Origin of the sequence: Maribacter polysiphoniae (assembly GCF_003148665.1) — a bacterium.
Lineage (GTDB): Bacteria > Bacteroidota > Bacteroidia > Flavobacteriales > Flavobacteriaceae > Maribacter_A > Maribacter_A polysiphoniae.
In genome coordinates this window covers 329,852-346,062 of record NZ_QGGQ01000004.1, presented here as the reverse complement: position 1 = coordinate 346,062, position 16,211 = coordinate 329,852, and the positions used below count along the sequence as shown (strand labels likewise).

Here is a 16,211-nt window from a genome sequence, read left to right as displayed (position 1 = left end):
AGCGGTCTTGTGCCAATCATATGGGATAATCCAAGGATGCCATTATTTATAAAGTACATCGAAAATTGAATCAAATGGAAGAACAAAAAGCAATTGAAATCATTAAATCATCCGGTGACAAGGTGAGGTTTTCACTTACTAAATTGCGAAGTTCCCTTCAGCGAAGTGGAGCTGATGACGTTTTGGTAGAGCAAATCGTAAATCAAGTTCGGGATGAGTTGTACCAAGGAATTTCAACACGGGAAATTTATAATCGGGCCTTTGCATTATTGAAAAAGAAAAAATCGGTATTTGCCTCTAAATACAAGTTGAAGAAGGCTATTTATGAATTGGGTCCCACTGGTTTTCCCTTTGAAAAATTTGTGGCCGCTATCTTGCGTTATTCAGGCTATACAACAGAGGTTGGTAAGATTATGCAGGGCCATTGCGTTAGTCACGAGGTTGATGTATTGGCCAAGAAAAATGGTAATGTTGTGGTCATTGAATGTAAGTTCCATAGTGATGAAGGGCGTAATTGTAATGTAAAAGTACCCTTGTACATCCAATCCAGATATAACGATATTAAAACGCATTGGGAAGGTAAAAGCTCTAATTCGGGGACCTTGGATAAAGGTTGGGTGGTCACAAACACCCGTTTTACTGAAGATGCCCTTGTCTATGGTAAATGCGTTGGCCTTTATCTGTTGAGTTGGGATGTTCCCAAAGGCGATGGTCTGCGGGACCGAATTGACCGATTGGGATTATACCCCATAACCGTATCAACCTTGTTGAGCCAAAGGGAAAAGCAATTCCTGTTAAGCCGGGATATTGTTTTATGCCGACAATTGTTGAATGATAGTTTTTTCCTGGATCATCTAGAGATCAATGCGCCGAGAAAGGAAAAAATAATGAAGGAACTACACCAATTATGTAATTGTTGAATCTATATGAATACAGTAAAAATACAATTCTTAGGTGCTGCCGGTACCGTTACGGGGTCCAAATACTATTTGGAAACACCTGAACTCAAACTCATGGTCGATTGTGGTATGTTCCAAGGTTTAAAGGAACTAAGGATGAGTAATTGGGAGCCACTTCCTATACCGGTTAATGAACTCGACTATGTATTGCTTACCCATGGGCATTTAGACCATACGGGATATTTACCCAGGTTATTGAAAGAAGGTTTTAAGGGTAGGATTTTGGGAACCGCACCTACGCTTGCCATTACCTCGATCATTCTGAAGGATAGCGCTAAAATTCACGAAGAAGAAGCTGAAAAAGCGAATAAGGAAGGGTATTCCAAGCATAAACCCGCCCTTCCGTTCTATACCGTTGAGGAGGCTAAAGAGACGATTTCCTTGTTTTCATCCATAGAGAAAGATGAATGGGAAACCCTTTCCCCGAATATACGGTTTAGGACAAAATACAATGGACATATCATTGGCGCCACATTTATTGAATTGGAGATTTTCGGAAAGCGATTTGTGTTTTCCGGGGATATTGGCCGTCAGGAGGATTTTCTGTTGGAACCACCGGAACGCCCTGAATGGGCGGACTTTCTATTTGTCGAAAGTACCTATGGCAATAAAAACCACCCCAAAGAAGACGTTGAGGGTATTTTAACGGAATTGGTCAATAAGACGATACAGCAAAGGGGTAATCTCATTATTCCCTCCTTTGCGGTGGAGCGATTACAATCCTTGATGTATCAATTATGGCTGCTTTATAAAAAGAACAAAATACCGAATATCCCGATTTTTGTAGACAGCCCAATGGGCAATAATGTTTTGTCGGTATTTCAGCAGTTTCCCGATTGGCATAAACTTTCCTTAAAGGAATACAACGCCATGTGTGATCATGTGAATATCATAAGCTCGTACAAGGAAACTTGGGAAACCATTGATGACCCAAGACCAAAAATTGTGATTGCGGGTAGTGGTATGGTCACCGGTGGAAGGGTACTTACGTATTTGAAGCAGTTGATTGATGTTGAAGGTACCATAGTCTTACTTGTCGGATACCAAGCGGAAGGTACTCGTGGAAAACAACTTTTGGAAGGGGCGCATGAATTGAAACTTTTTGGCAAGTATTACCCGGTTAAAGCGGAAATCAGGCATTTGGAAAGTCTCTCGGCCCATGCGGACCAATCAGGATTGCTCGATTGGCTGTCAGGCTTGAAGAATATCCCTGAGCGGGTATTTTTAGTCCACGGCGAACCAACGGCATTGGATGCGTTTAGAAGCAAGTTGAACGATAAATTCAATTGGCAGGTACATATTCCCAAACTACATGAGACGATAGAACTCATGGTTTAATATCCTTACTGATATTCGTCATTGTAAAACCCGGTAGGCATGGATAGCTTTGTTTAAAATTTAAAGACCATGGTTTCCCAGAAAAAAACAGCAAAGAAGGTCCTGTCCGAGAAAGTCGAGCAGATGTATAGGGAATCCCAGCAATGGAAATCCTACTTACAGCTCGTATTTGATGAACTTACCTTCATACAACACTTACTTAATTCGTATGTTTTTGAACCCAATACCCCTAATTTGTTCGAGCGTTTACAGAATTACCAGTCACGTATAAAAAAATCAAAGGCCGACTGGAACACGCTTTCCAAACAAGTCGTAAGCCATGAGAATAGTATCGGGGGAATCCTTGAAAGTTCCGATCGGACATGTGATAAGTTCTATCATCAAAAACATGAATTGCTAAAAGCCGAGACGGTCAGTTATATGGAAAGCTTCAAAGACCTTAAATCCGAGATATTTGAATATGCGGGAGGTATTTTAAAAAAAAATAAACCCAGCAAATAATCCTTGGGAATGATGCAATTATGTGGTGATGAGTATTTTCTCCAAAGCCTCTTTATGCGTTCTGCTCATGGGTAATTTTGTGCCGGCCACTTCGACCTTGGTACTACTCCAGTTATCAACCTTTTTGGCATTAACGATATAAGATTTGTGTATTCTAATGAGTTTTTTGCCGGGTACTTGTGTTAGAAACGCTTTCATTGTGGAAAGGACAATATAATTGTCCTCAGTCGTCACGATTTTAATGTAATCGCCGAGGGCCTCAATCCATTTGATGGTATTTAGATATATTTTTTTCTTTTGAAGATCGACATTCACATACACAAAATCCTGATTTTTATTGCTCTTCCTAATTTGGTTGTGTGTTTTGACCACTCGGCCTATAGCCGTTGCAAAACGGGCCTTTTCAATAGGCTTCTGTAGATAATCTGTGATATTGGGATATTCAAATGCTTTTAACGCATAATCACTTTTGTTTGATATGAGGATGATCTGTGGAGGGGTCTCCAAAGAATCGAGCAAGTCAAAACCATTGACAACAGGCATTTCAATATCGAGCAAAATTAGATCAACCTTGTTTTTTTGAATGGCGTTCAAGGCGAGTATGCCATTTGAATAATCACCCAAAACATTCAGTTGGGGGTGTTCTTTGGCTAATTTGGAAATTACTGCCCTTTGGGTGTCAGAATCTTCAACTACTATGGTGTTCAGGGTTTTATAGGTCATTTGGGTGTTCTTTATTACGACGTTCTATGACTGGTATTCATTGTTCGTCGTTTTTGTAACATGGAAAATCCGTTACAAGTACGAATCTAGACAAATTTAGTTAGCTTCAAAAATATGAGACATAAAAACCAACCTTTGGTATTAGGGTAACACGTCAGGTTGTATAAGGTGGACCTTAGTGGCATATACCCCGGAACATACTGCTACGACTGATCTAAATCATTTATACAAAGCTATAAAAGGGATACCTTGGGAGTAGTAATATGGTGTACTGCCTTAAAGGGTAAAACAAGTCGATATCAATTTAAAAGTATATGAACATGAAAACTAAAAAACAGATTTACAGGTATTTGGAATGGAAAAGCCCAGAAGAAATGCACGAAACTTCATTAGAATGGATTTCCCAGTTGAAATTCGTTAAGGATGAACAATTGTTCCTAAATGATTTGATCAAGTCCTATACACTTCAAATCACAAGTCTTGGCTTGTATGAGGAGAGTAAGGAATTGGTTACCGCAATCTCCAATTCGGAATTAGAGGCCGAAAAGCTCTTGAAAAAGGCTATGGTACATGAGAATCAATTATCCATTATGTTGGACGACATTGATCAACCTAAAATGGAGAAAGCCTATACGGAAAGTCATAGGGATATGATCTATACCATTGATACGTATTTGGTAAGCTATCGAAAACTAAAAGGAAGTTTATTCCAATTTATTTCGAAGATAATGAAAAAAGAAAAACAAAAAAGGCTCCTTAATTGAGGCTATAAAACTGGAAATCATGGGAAAGTTGACTTTATCAGTACTTATTTTGTTTATGATAATGGGATGCTCTTCGGCCGAATTGGTTGAAAATTGGAAGAATCCTGACATTGTGATCTTCGATGCGGACAAAGTACTGGTCGTAGGTATGACTTATAATGAGGAAGCCCGTGTACAGTATGAAACCAAATTGAGGGATGAATTTGAAAAGAGGGGGGTGGAAGCCATGCGAAGTATTGACCTTTTCGATGTGGAGTTCACATCCTCAGAACGTTCAGAACAGGAGTTGGGCGAGGTTGAACAGCAATTGTTGGATAAGGATTTCGATGCCATTCTATTTACCAAGGTGACCGGGATAGAGAGTATTGAAGCGAATAGAAGATTGTTGAATACCATCGACCGTTACGATGCAGGTTTTGAAGAGGATTACATTAGTAACCAGAATATCTATTTTATGCCAGAGGATAAACAGGATTTCACGATTTATCATGCTGAAACCTCCTTGTACTGCATTTGTCCGGATAAGGATAGGGAATTGATTTGGCGGGGATCCATAGATATCAATGATCCCGTTGATATGGAAAAATCAATAGACGATTACATAGGCCTGGTCATTATGGCCATGGAAGATCAAGATTTAATTTTCAGAAAAAAAAGCACAAATGAAGTTACTGGTCTATAGTGCACAGGATTTCGAGATACCTTTTCTTGAAAAGGCCAACAGACTTCGACATAAGGTTACCTTTATACCGGAGGCCTTGGATACGAATACCGCGTTAAAAGCAGTGGGTCATGACGCTGTCAGTATATTTTCCGGTGATGATGCCTGTTTGATCGTCCTTGAGAAATTAAGGGATCTAGGGGTGAAATATATCACCTTGCGGTCGGCGGGGTATAATAACATCCAGATAAAGGGGGCAAAACGTTTCGGGTTCAAAGTCGCCAATGCCCCTGATTATTCACCCCATGCCATTGCCGAGCACGCAGTGGCCTTGTTAATGACCGTCAATCGGAAAACACATATAGCGGACCGTCAAGTACATCGTTATAACTTTGAACAACAGAAATTGTTGGGGTTCGATTTGGTGGGTAAGACCATAGGCATTGTTGGTACGGGACGCATTGGTTCGGTAATGGTTAAGATCATGCATGGTTTTGGCTGTAGGATCCTGGCCCATGATTTAATTGAGAATCAAGACTTGGTTGACAAATACGGTGTGGCATATGTTGATTTGGCGCAGTTATATGCGCAAGCTGATATCATTAGCCTTCACTTACCATTGACTTCTGTAAGCCACCATATGCTGAACGGACAGGCCTTTGAACAGATGAAACCAGGTGTAGTCCTTTTGAATACGGCGAGGGGGGCCATTGTAGAAACCAAAGCCTTGATCAAGGCGATAGGAACCAAAAAAATCGGATTTTATGCTGCTGATGTTTATGAAAAGGAAAAAGGACTGTTCTTTAAGAATAACGCCCCCCATGACATTAAAGATGAAAATTTAAAGACCTTACTTTCATTCCCCAATGTTTTGTTGACCCCGCACCAGGCGTATGTTACCAAGGAGGCACTTACCCGAATTGCAGAGATAACATTTGATAACCTGGATTACTGGGAGCAAGGTAAGCCTTGTCCCAATGAATTGGGGTATGAAACCCTTGTTCTATAACAAGGGACTGAATATCTTGGCAAAACCTTCTTTCAGTCGCTCTATATAGGGCCTGTTTTTAAACGATTTATAGTCTAAGGGAATACTGTGCTCTATTTCATTCAAGAATTCCTGTTTGAGCAGTAGCGCGGTTTTGGAGTCATATACCATGGCATTTACTTCATAATTCTGCTCAAAACTTCGAATGTCCATATTGGCAGTACCGATGGAAACTAAATTATCATCGGAAACAATGATCTTACTGTGTAAAAAACCTTCGGGGAATAGGTAAATCTTTACTCCGGCCAATAAAAAGGATTCAAAGTAAGACCGCACACTCCAATTCACCAGGACACTATCCGCATTGGCCGATACCAGAAGTCTAACGTCGATGCCACTATTGGCGGCTACTTCGAGGGACTTGAGAATCGCTGTACCCGGAATGATATAGGGGTTGGTGATATAAATGTATTTTTTTGCATTATTGATCATGGCAAAATAGGTCTGCCCAATGGGGGAAAAGTAATCGTCAGGGCCGCCATAAACGATCTGTACAATCTGGTTTCCTACCTTTTCCCGTAAAGGGGGTAATTCCCTGTCAAATTCGGAATTGTCACCAGAGACCAAAAACCAATCAATTTCAAATACCACCTGCAACTCCCGGACGGAAGCCCCCCTTAATCGCAAATGCATGTCGTGCCATTTTCCCAATACCAAATCACCCTTCAAGTATTTATCCGAGATGTTGATGCCGCCTGTAAAGGCCACTTTTCCGTCTACGATAATGATCTTTCTATGGTTCCTGTAATTGATCGAGGCCAAAAACCTTCCCAATTTAAATGGCAGGAACGGATAGACTTCAACCCCTATTGATTTTAATTTGGAGATGTATTTTTTGCTCAAGGAATAGCTACCGACCCCATCGTAGATAATCTTAACCTTGACACCTTTTTTTACCTTTTTTTTGAATAGGGCAATTAAGCGATCGGCGAGTTCTCCTTCCTCAAATATGTAATAGAGTAGATAGATGTATTTGTCGGCAGCCTCAAGGGCTTCGAAAATAGCATCAAATGTGGCTTTGCCATCCTTTAAGATTGTGACGTCATTGTTTTTGGTGGGCTTAAAGCCATTGTTTTTTTCAATAAGACGGGTAAGTTTGGCAAACCCTTTGGAGTCCATATCCAACGTTTCCACGGAATCCTGGTTGCGTTGTATTTTCTTGAGGTAATTGTTAATGGCAATATCTTCCTGAATGTCTTTCCATGAATATTTCCTTCGATTTCTGCCTATCATCCAATAAAGAAGGATTCCCGCTACCGGAATGGTGAAAATGGCCAATAACCAAGCCAGTGTTTTAGCTGGTTTTATACCATTGACCAATAAACTTATAACCATTCCCATGGCTATAATCACATAAATGATCAAGGCGATTGTCCAATACATAGTGGGCTCTTTTGAATATTACTTAAAAATACAAAACACAGGGAATTATTTTATGACGGGTGTCAGTATAGGTACATGGCCTATCATCGTTGGTTTTACTTTCAATTGGGCTCATCATCAATAACTTTTGATAACTTTAGCTGTAAGGTTTTTTACAAAAAACCTACTTTTGTAATAATAAACTTATTGAAGAATATAAATATGTCTGAGAAAGTAGAACAAATAAAAACATTGATCATTGGTTCCGGTCCTGCAGGATATACAGCGGCTATTTATGCTGCCCGGGCAGACCTCAAACCAGTTGTTTATACGGGTATGGAACCAGGTGGACAGTTAACGACCACAACTGAGGTTGATAATTTTCCGGGGTATCCTGAAGGCATTACTGGACCAACGATGATGATGCAGTTGCAACAACAAGCCGAACGCTTTGGTACCGATGTACGAATAGGTATGGTGACTGCGGTTGAATTGAGTAAGGAAGAGGGGGGAACCCATAAGGTTACAATCGATGATGATAAGATCATTGAGGCAAAAACCATTATTATTTCTACAGGGGCAACAGCAAAGTATTTGAACCTTCCTAGCGAACAACGTTTAAGGGGTGGTGGAGTTTCTGCCTGTGCGGTTTGTGATGGATTTTTCTATAAGGGACAGGATGTTGCTATCGTAGGTGCTGGTGATACCGCAGCGGAAGAGGCCTCTTATTTGGCCAATATCTGCAATAAGGTGACCATGTTGGTTCGGAAAGACCATATGAGGGCTTCTAAAGCCATGCAACATCGTGTAAACAGTCTTTCGAATTTGGAGATTAGATACAATACTGAAGTTGATGAGGTATTGGGCGATCAAGTGGTCGAAGGTCTTAGAATGGTGAATAACCAAACCAAGGAAAAAGAGGAAATTGCGATAACCGGACTTTTTATCGCTATCGGACATAAACCGAATACCGATATTTTCAAGGGTCAGATTGATATGGATGAAACCGGGTATATCATTACCAAGGGAAAATCAACCAAGACCAATCTTCCAGGGGTTTTTGCCTGTGGTGATGCCCAGGATAAGGAATACAGACAAGCGGTTACTGCCGCAGGAACCGGTTGTATGGCCGCTTTGGATGCCGAGCGTTATTTGGCCATGGTGGAATCAGCCGAAGAGGTAGCTTAAAATAAATGGATATAAAAAAAGACCGCTGCATTGCAGCGGTCTTTTTTTATGCTTTAAAGTAACGAATCAATCAATTCGTTTGTAGTTTTCAGAAAAAGTACGGTTTCCTTCCTCATCAAGGGTGATTTGGCTGTATCTATCTTCACCCAACCACAATTCAAATTTAAAATTGCGTAAGGTATCAAGTTCTGTCATCATTCCAATATCGCCATATTCAATGTTTTCTATCAATTCATTCATGGTAATCTTGTAGGTGCCATAACCAAATCTGCCCTTTACGTTGTTGCCATCGGCATCCTTAATATACTTCTGTGTTGTCCGGGACCACATGACTTTACCATTATAATACATTTTTACCTGTCTATAACCTTCTGAAGTCGGTAAGGTATCTGTGATATTCCCACCATCAAAATTATAAAAATTCTCAAGTTCCCAAGTGCCTTCTATGCTGTGGTAAGTTTCAGGTTTATCGCTTGTGAAGGCAACAATGGTAACAAAAACGGACAGCAATAAAACCAAGTAGATTGATTTTTTCATAGTGGTGTGTTTTAGGGATTAATAATTGTATAAAAGTTACAAAAAATTATAATAACAACATAATTTTAAGTATCTGTAATTGTGAATCTTACAATGAAATACAATCTGGTGTGAAAATCTTTTAAAGAAAAGCATTTATGCACTTGCATAAGCCTTCAATGTCCTTTAGGGAATGGTGACTGCCCAGTACAACACGACTCATTACGGAAGAGCTTTCTGCCGGATATTTGAAGTTGGTAAGGATAAATCCTTTTTTTTCAATATAATCTGCCATTTCCGGGGATGAAAAGGTGTAGGTGGGGTGTCCGTTTAAATGATGGAAAAAATCAATTTGGTCAATTGATTGCTCAAAATAAGCCATGTTTCTGTACAATTGTGATCTTTTTGAGGCATAAATGGATTGGGCCTCAATGAATGTAGCCATCCCGGAAGGTGCGGCCGGGCTTGCACCCCCAAAAAAGGCAGTTCCACTAAGTTGTTTCACTCTTTCGTTTGATCCCAGTACGGCTCCTCCCTGTATGCCATAACCCTTTCCCAATGAACAGCAAATAATCAGCTCCTTGGCGTTGAATTTTTGCAATGTCCTAAAAACACCTTCACCATTCTTGCCAATGATCCCTATCCCATGGGAGTCATCAACGATTAAAATGATTTTGTCCAATGGCAGGTTTGCAAGTTCCTTGAATTCGGGATAATTATATCCGTTAAAGTCGATTGAATCCAAGAACAGTACAGGGACAATATCGTCCTTTAGACCGAGATGTTCTGTTATGGCAAGGTTTAACGTCTTGAAGTCGGGATAAGGCTTGTTGTAATTGTTATATAATGCCGAGTGGGTATTGGGTGCATAAAATAGCTTATACCCCGGTTTGTTGAAATTTTGGGCAATGAACTGTCCGGCCAAGTAGCCTGAAGACATGGTTAGGGCAGCATCACTTCCCACAATATTGGCCAAAAGTGTTTCCGCTTTTCCATAAACCGAAATGCGTACATTCGATTTTCTTGAAGCGCCATAGTTTGTGCCATACTTCCTGATGTTGTTTATGAACAGGTCTTGGAAATTCTTGTCTGTTTGAAGTCCTAAATAGGAGGTTCCACCAAAATAGAGGTAGTTTTTCCCATGAATTTTGATTTTACGCCCTGGAAAACCATCGATATAATATGCCATTATTTTAGGGTTATGCCACTACCGCCCAACTTAGGGTAATCTAAGGTTGCATCTTCATTTATTCGAATACCATCGGCTATATCCCCTTTTAATAACATAGCGCCATCCATATCAACATAATCCAATTGGGGAGCCAATTGCGCAATGGATGAGATCCCGACGGTAGATTCTGTCATACAGCCAACCATCACCTTCAAACCTAAGTCCTTTCCTTTTTTTATCATGCGCAGCGCCGGGGTTAGGCCACCGCATTTGGTAAGCTTTATGTTGATACCATTAAAGAACAAAGCGCATTTTTCAACGTCGGATTCAACGATGCAACTTTCATCGGCGATAACAGGTAGAACACAGTCATGGGCAACCTTCTCCATACCAGCCCAGTCATCAGCCTTTAAGGGTTGTTCCAAAAACTCGACCCCTAATTCCTTAAGTTGTGGGGCATATGCGATGGTCTGTTCCGCTGTCCATGCGCAATTGGCATCGATTCGGAAAACGGCATCAGTGTGTTTTCGTAATTCACGTATAATTTCCACATCATTTTCCGTCCCTAATTTTACCTTATAGATGGGCCATGGTTTTTCTTCCATTTTTTTTACCATGGTAGGTATATCGGCGAGTCCGATGGTATAGTTCGAGGTAGGGTAATGGTCTGTGGTAGTACCCCAAATTTCGTATAGGGGTTTCCCCAATAGTTTGCCATATAGGTCATTGGCGGCAAGGTCCAAGGCACAGATGGTAAAATTACTTAGTCCTTTATCAACAAGAAATTGGTGAAAGGTTTCGGGGATGGTAAATTCAAAGGATTCAATGGCTTCCCGTATCGTTTCAATTTCATCAATCATACTTTCAGTGGTAATCCTGTAGTAGGGGTTTGAGGTTGCCTCACCATATCCCGTTTGCCCATTCAAAGTGAGACTGACAATCATAGTGTCTTGATAGTCATGTGATTCCCTGGAAATGCTAAAGGTGTGTTTTAATGCTAAGGTGTATTTTTTCAACTGTAATTGCATGCGTCAAATGTTTATACTAAGATAACTAAAGCCATGGGACTAATACTAAAAAAGCCACCGAAATTTCGGTGGCTTTTTTGTGTTTTCAATCCCGTTTATATTGCTTGTTTTTTTTGCAAAAGGACTTTCAATTATTCCTAAAATCAGGATAGGTTAGTTCTTGTGTACACTGCCCGATACCGATTTCTTTTTGGTAACCGAGGCCTCACCCGAATAGGAAATGTTACCACCGCTACTGGCATCTGCCGTGAGGTCTTCAGAAACATATACAGATAGGTTCCCCCCACTACTGGCATCGGCATGGCATACTTTGGAAATCAGTTTTTTAGCGTTGATGTTGGCACCTGAACTGGCATCTACATAAACCGTATGGGCATCGCCCGATAGATTGAGATTGGCCCCGCTACTGGCATCAATATCGACCTCATTTACATCCATTTGAATATTGATGTTGGCCCCACTGCTGGCATCTATTTCCAGTTTATCGGATTTGACTAGGTTTTCCGTACTCAAATGGGCACCGCTAGAACTCTTTAGTCCGGTAATTTCCGGTAGGGTTACAAAAACTTTCTTGGTAGCCCTTCCAATATTCTCCACGGCATGGATTCTCAATCGGTCATTCTTAATGTCGGTTGCGATAAGGTCTATGATGTTTTCATCGGCCTCAACCGTAATTTCAAATTCAGTTCCATTTGTAACATATACATCAAGGCCTTCCGAAGCGGAAACCTCTGTGAACTCTTCTGTAATCTCCCTGGTTTCCGAGGTAACTACGCCATTGCCTTTTTGGCCATTGCCAAAGTCCCCAAAGTTGATGTCAAATCCACAGGATGACAGGAATAAAGTCAAAATCAATGCGATGGTAATCCTTACTAGTGTTGTCATGATCGTTTTTTTTAGATGGACCCAAATCGGGCCATTTGATTGTTGTTAATTGATGAATAAACTTCGTACTTATTTGGTGATTAAACCATTTATAGATACCCAGTTGTTGATGATTGCTACTGAGTCGTAAAATATGCTAACTATTCTCGTTTTTGATGACTACCCCGTCCTCGTCTATATTCATTTTAAGGCCTTCACCTTGGTCATTTAAGTCAATGTTCAAAACTTCCCCATCAGTTTCGTCATCGGCTTGTATCTTAACACCGTTCCCATCGATTTTCATTTTGAACGAATCCCCATTGTCCTTAATATCGATATCGATACCATCCTCGTTGATGATAATGCGGTCATTACCTTTTTCGTCTTCAATGACTTCCGGACAGTCCTGACATTTTAATTCCCCATCGGTTCCCATGGCCCAAATGTGTTTGGAAAGATCACATCGTCCCATATCCATGTCATTCCTTGCACTTATAGGGATACATCGTTTCGATTCACTATCGAATTGAATCGTTTTGCCTTCAGGAACATAGAGTGTAATCCAAACTTCCTGATCCCGGAATTTATATTGCATGGCACTGATGAGAAAATCATCGAATACAATTGAATTGCCTTCCACGCTATAGGAATATTCGATGTTTCTGGCGATTTCCTTCGCCTCGTTAAAGGAGCTACCATTGGCATCCTTACGTATTTTTACCCGTACGATACTGTCTTTGGACTTTTTTAAGGAAAGACGTACGTCATCCGAGACCAAGATTTCCTCACCTTCATCCGTTGCAGTGACCATAACACCATCGATGGACATATTCCTTCTTTTTTCAAAATATTCGGAAGGTTGCATACTAATGAGCAAGGTGTCATTGGGGACTTCGAATTTTATGGACTGTTCCACGGATATACTATCCGAATAGGCATGGGCCGCAGCTTGGCGGATTCCTAGTACCACTAAGGTTATCAGTGAGATCAGCCATAATCCCAATAAAGAGAATTTAGCGATATTCCCAATTGATTTTAAGTTGTTCACCAATATCTTTAATCCTAGGTAAAGGACAAAAAAGAAAGGAATGCCGACGACAAAGAATGCCAATAAGGAAACGAGCCAAACGGGTGCATTCGTGGAGTTGACCATATTGTAAAAATCCACACCGGGTATATGTATCATATCCATTATACCTACAGTAAAGAGACCCACAAATAATCCGATCAAGGTAGCAGCACCTATAAGGATCAATATAATGCCTATGAACTTCCCAAAGACCTTAAAAAGGAACATGAATATTTCGCCTATGGTATCGAAAAAAGTTTTGCTACTGCTCTTAACCGTGTTTCCTACTTTTTCATAGTCTACACTTTTTACCCTATCGGCAACGTCGTCAATCCCTTCTTTAACCTTACGCTCTATATTGCTGATATTGACGGGCTTCCCCGTCATATCCAACTTTTGCGCGGTGGTAACAGCTTCAGGAACCAATATCCACAGAAGAATGTAGGCAATGAATCCGAAACCAGTGGTCACCGCCAAGAGAATGAATATGATACGGATCCATAAGGCATCGAGACCAAGATAATGTTCTAAACCAGAGCATACCCCAGCCACATATCTATGCTCACGATCTCTATATAGTTTCTTGACCCTGGTATTTGCACTTGATGCACTTTTTGATTTGTTAATGGGTTCATCCTCAAAAATATCCTCATCGATCATATAATCCTCAGGCTGGCCCATGACAGAAATAATGTGATCTACTTCCTTTAGGGTGATTACCTGCCGCTCATTTTCCAATTTTTCGTAAAAGAGCTCTGCAATTCTCGCTTCGATGTCGGCCTGAATTTCATCACTGCCCGGGGTGTTGGCGAATGAACGTTTAATAGCCTCCAAATATCGACGCATTTTGTTGTACGCTTCTTCATCCATGTGAAAGAGCCTATTCGCGAGATTTATGTTTACTGTCTTGTTCATTATTTTTTGTTTTTTTTGTTGGTTACCACATTTGTGGCCATTCTTAATTCATCCCAGGTAGTATCCAATTCTTTCAGGAATAGTTTTCCGGTTTCGGTCAACGTATAATATTTTCGTGGTGGTCCAGAAGTCGATTCCTCCCATCGGTAGTTGAGTAGGCCAGCATTCTTTAGCCGGGTCAATAATGGGTATATGGTGCCTTCAACGACGAGCATCTTAGCGTCTTTGAGGGTACTAAGAATTTCGGAGGCATATTTGTCCTCTCCGTTAAGGATAGACAGTATGCAGTACTCCAAAACCCCCTTGCGCATTTGTGCTTTTGTGTTTTCTACATTCATAATTTCATGATTCTATTAATTTAACTGTTCGTTTTTTCTGTTCTGGGCCTTACTCAGTTTTACAACATGTGATTAAGATGTTTATGAACAAGGACCAGGACAGTTTTGATTGATGATTAAACTCCAAACCGGCATGATGGGTACCGACTGTACTTTAGTGTCAATGTAAACTTATGACCCGGGTTATTTTATAGCTTTGGTCTACCTGTTTCCATATGATGATGAACTTACTTGGTTCAACGATTGCATTGGGTTCCTGATTGTTATGGAACTTGTGCAAGCCTATTTCCACCGCCCCAAATCCTGCAATGGGATAGACTTCAATACTATCTTCTATGAGTTCCCGGGTAACCTTACCGCAAATATTCCTTTCTAAACTTTCCAGGATTTCCTTTTTTGATGTTGATAAGCCTCCTTTATCGTGGTAAAATTCAAGATTTTCATCGTAGATCTTGGATTGGGTTTCCATATCACATGAATTATAGGCGGTAAAGTAGATGTCGTCCATGGCTACAATAGCATCATAAAGGTCCGTGTCACCCAGGCCAATTTGTGGTCCCGGATTATCAATAGGCCTGAATGAAAGCAGCGATAGCCCAATGACCATAATGATAAGTATGGATTGATTTCGCTTATTTTGATTGCTGTTTTTCATTACTTGATGAATTTAATGGTAAATGGATATTGAAAGGTTTGTCCTTCATTGGTTCTCATTGTGGCTAAAATGGTGTATACGACATTCACGATAAAAAGTGCCCCGTGCAATAGACTTGCGATGCCAATGGGGAATATCCATTTGTTAAAGGGGAAACCGTCCAAGTCTATATCGATATTGAAATTGTTATAACTGTTTAAGCCGTCGAACCCGAAAAAACCATGATCAAAAAGATTGGGTAGGAAACCAATAAAAAATGGAATGCTTACCATACCTAGGATTATCGAATATAAAAGCATGCTTATCTGAAAGTTCAACGCCTGCTTGCCATTGTAGTCTACGAATTCATATTCCTTTTTATTCGCGGTCCATAATACCAATGGAATAATGAAATTACCGAAGGGAATAAAGAATTTACTAAAGGTCGATGCATGTATGATCGCTGATAGATTTCGTTCGTGTTTTGTTATGGTGTCTGTCATGGCCTATTATTTTCTTATACAAATATATGGCTAAAGACAGGTACTTTGCAAAACATAGTACTAAAAATTAACATAGAATTAACATTTATCACTTCAACTATTTTGCATACATTTAGGGGAAATTATAATGATTATGGGTACTTCAGTACGAAAATTCAATACATTTTCCTTTTTTAAATTACCATCGGCTTGGTGGTGTGGTGTGCGATTAAAATATATAGATAAGCAAAAAGCCATCGTTACAGTAAAGCATAAATGGTTCAATCAGAACCCTTTTAACTCGATGTTTTGGGCCGTACAGGGTATGGCCGCAGAATTTAGTACGGGTACGATGGTCATTGATCAGATAAAGGAAAGTGGTAAAAGGATTTCGATGCTGGTGTTGAACAACACGGCCAATTTTTCAAAAAAAGCAACCGGTAGAATTACGTTTACCTGTGAAGATGGTCATAAGATCAAGGAAGCCTTGGACAAAACCATTGCCACAGGGGAAGGGCAAACCGTTTGGATGAAATCGGTTGGCGTCAATGAGGATGGGGTAGTGGTCTCTACCTTTGAATTTGAGTGGACGGTTAAGTTAAAAAAGAAATAAATTTTACGCTTTAAAAGCATTCCGTAGATAAATACCC

General features: G+C 40.3%; 18 protein-coding genes. 8 read left to right on the top strand and 10 right to left on the bottom strand.

What is annotated here, in order from left to right; genetic code table 11:
* Nucleotides 1-74 precede the first annotated feature (74 nt).
* From LX92_RS11315 to LX92_RS11305, 3 genes are all read left to right on the top strand, one after another.
* Nucleotides 75-920 carry an ATP cone domain-containing protein gene (locus LX92_RS11315; protein WP_109650576.1) on the top strand — a complete coding sequence of 282 codons (846 nt, stop codon included), beginning with the start codon at nucleotides 75-77 and terminating at the stop codon, nucleotides 918-920.
* 6 nt (nucleotides 921-926) lie between these two features.
* Nucleotides 927-2,297 carry an MBL fold metallo-hydrolase RNA specificity domain-containing protein gene (locus LX92_RS11310; RefSeq protein ID WP_109650574.1) on the top strand — a complete coding sequence of 457 codons (1,371 nt, stop codon included), beginning with the start codon at nucleotides 927-929 and terminating at the stop codon, nucleotides 2,295-2,297.
* Between the two features lie 69 nt (nucleotides 2,298-2,366).
* Entirely contained in the window at nucleotides 2,367-2,798 is a 432-nt protein-coding gene (locus LX92_RS11305; RefSeq protein ID WP_109650572.1) for a hypothetical protein, read from the top strand.
* Nucleotides 2,799-2,816: 18 nt separating this feature from the next.
* Here LX92_RS11305 and LX92_RS11300 read toward each other — a convergent pair whose 3' ends face one another.
* A complete protein-coding gene (locus tag LX92_RS11300; protein WP_109650570.1) occupies nucleotides 2,817-3,521 on the bottom strand; it encodes a LytR/AlgR family response regulator transcription factor in 705 nt (234 codons plus the stop codon).
* Between the two features lie 320 nt (nucleotides 3,522-3,841).
* On the opposite strand from LX92_RS11300, the gene LX92_RS11295 reads away from it, so the two are divergent.
* From LX92_RS11295 to LX92_RS11285, 3 genes are read left to right on the top strand one after another with little or no spacing between them, the layout of a single operon-like run.
* Nucleotides 3,842-4,285, top strand: coding sequence for a hypothetical protein (locus LX92_RS11295; protein WP_109650568.1), 444 nt, complete (start codon nucleotides 3,842-3,844; stop codon nucleotides 4,283-4,285).
* 19 nt (nucleotides 4,286-4,304) lie between these two features.
* Nucleotides 4,305-4,967, top strand: coding sequence for a hypothetical protein (locus LX92_RS11290; RefSeq protein WP_223308360.1), 663 nt, complete (start codon nucleotides 4,305-4,307; stop codon nucleotides 4,965-4,967).
* The gene (locus tag LX92_RS11285) at nucleotides 4,948-5,955 is read left to right on the top strand and encodes a 2-hydroxyacid dehydrogenase (protein ID WP_109650565.1); all 1,008 of its coding nucleotides are present in this window, start codon (nucleotides 4,948-4,950) and stop codon (nucleotides 5,953-5,955) included. Before LX92_RS11290 ends, LX92_RS11285 begins: the two co-directional genes overlap by 20 nt.
* Here LX92_RS11285 and cls read toward each other — a convergent pair.
* Entirely contained in the window at nucleotides 5,950-7,377 is a 1,428-nt protein-coding gene (gene cls, locus LX92_RS11280; protein ID WP_109650563.1) for a cardiolipin synthase, read from the bottom strand. The genes LX92_RS11285 and cls overlap by 6 nt on opposite strands.
* 201 nt (nucleotides 7,378-7,578) lie before the next feature.
* Between cls and trxB the strand changes: the two genes are divergently transcribed.
* Nucleotides 7,579-8,544: a thioredoxin-disulfide reductase gene (gene trxB, locus LX92_RS11275; RefSeq protein WP_109650561.1), complete on the top strand. Its 966-nt coding sequence runs from the start codon at nucleotides 7,579-7,581 to the stop codon at nucleotides 8,542-8,544.
* Nucleotides 8,545-8,610: 66 nt separating this feature from the next.
* Here trxB and LX92_RS11270 read toward each other — a convergent pair whose 3' ends face one another.
* The 8 genes from LX92_RS11270 to LX92_RS11235 all read right to left on the bottom strand — a co-directional run bounded on the left by LX92_RS11270 (nucleotide 8,611) and on the right by LX92_RS11235 (nucleotide 15,582).
* Nucleotides 8,611-9,081: a hypothetical protein gene (locus LX92_RS11270; protein WP_109650558.1), complete on the bottom strand. Its 471-nt coding sequence runs from the start codon at nucleotides 9,079-9,081 to the stop codon at nucleotides 8,611-8,613.
* A gap of 121 nt (nucleotides 9,082-9,202) precedes the next feature.
* The gene (locus tag LX92_RS11265) at nucleotides 9,203-10,249 is read right to left on the bottom strand and encodes an aminotransferase class I/II-fold pyridoxal phosphate-dependent enzyme (protein WP_109650556.1); all 1,047 of its coding nucleotides are present in this window, start codon (nucleotides 10,247-10,249) and stop codon (nucleotides 9,203-9,205) included.
* The gene (locus tag LX92_RS11260; protein ID WP_109650554.1) at nucleotides 10,249-11,259 is read right to left on the bottom strand and encodes a dipeptide epimerase; all 1,011 of its coding nucleotides are present in this window, start codon (nucleotides 11,257-11,259) and stop codon (nucleotides 10,249-10,251) included. Before LX92_RS11260 ends, LX92_RS11265 begins: the two co-directional genes overlap by 1 nt.
* A 153-nt stretch (nucleotides 11,260-11,412) precedes the next feature.
* Nucleotides 11,413-12,144 (bottom strand): head GIN domain-containing protein, encoded by a 732-nt coding sequence (locus tag LX92_RS11255; RefSeq protein ID WP_170117833.1) that lies wholly within the window; start codon nucleotides 12,142-12,144, stop codon nucleotides 11,413-11,415.
* Between the two features lie 136 nt (nucleotides 12,145-12,280).
* The gene (locus LX92_RS11250) at nucleotides 12,281-14,107 is read right to left on the bottom strand and encodes a PspC domain-containing protein (RefSeq protein WP_170117832.1); all 1,827 of its coding nucleotides are present in this window, start codon (nucleotides 14,105-14,107) and stop codon (nucleotides 12,281-12,283) included.
* Nucleotides 14,107-14,445 carry a PadR family transcriptional regulator gene (locus LX92_RS11245; protein WP_109650550.1) on the bottom strand — a complete coding sequence of 113 codons (339 nt, stop codon included), beginning with the start codon at nucleotides 14,443-14,445 and terminating at the stop codon, nucleotides 14,107-14,109. The genes LX92_RS11250 and LX92_RS11245 overlap by 1 nt, the downstream gene beginning before the upstream one ends.
* Nucleotides 14,446-14,605: 160 nt before the next feature.
* Nucleotides 14,606-15,100 carry a nuclear transport factor 2 family protein gene (locus LX92_RS11240; RefSeq protein ID WP_109650548.1) on the bottom strand — a complete coding sequence of 165 codons (495 nt, stop codon included), beginning with the start codon at nucleotides 15,098-15,100 and terminating at the stop codon, nucleotides 14,606-14,608.
* Nucleotides 15,100-15,582, bottom strand: coding sequence for a DUF4870 domain-containing protein (locus LX92_RS11235; RefSeq protein ID WP_109650546.1), 483 nt, complete (start codon nucleotides 15,580-15,582; stop codon nucleotides 15,100-15,102). Before LX92_RS11235 ends, LX92_RS11240 begins: the two co-directional genes overlap by 1 nt.
* 133 nt (nucleotides 15,583-15,715) lie before the next feature.
* Between LX92_RS11235 and LX92_RS11230 the strand changes: the two genes are divergently transcribed.
* Nucleotides 15,716-16,174 (top strand): DUF4442 domain-containing protein, encoded by a 459-nt coding sequence (locus tag LX92_RS11230; RefSeq protein WP_170117831.1) that lies wholly within the window; start codon nucleotides 15,716-15,718, stop codon nucleotides 16,172-16,174.
* Nucleotides 16,175-16,211: the final 37 nt, after the last annotated feature.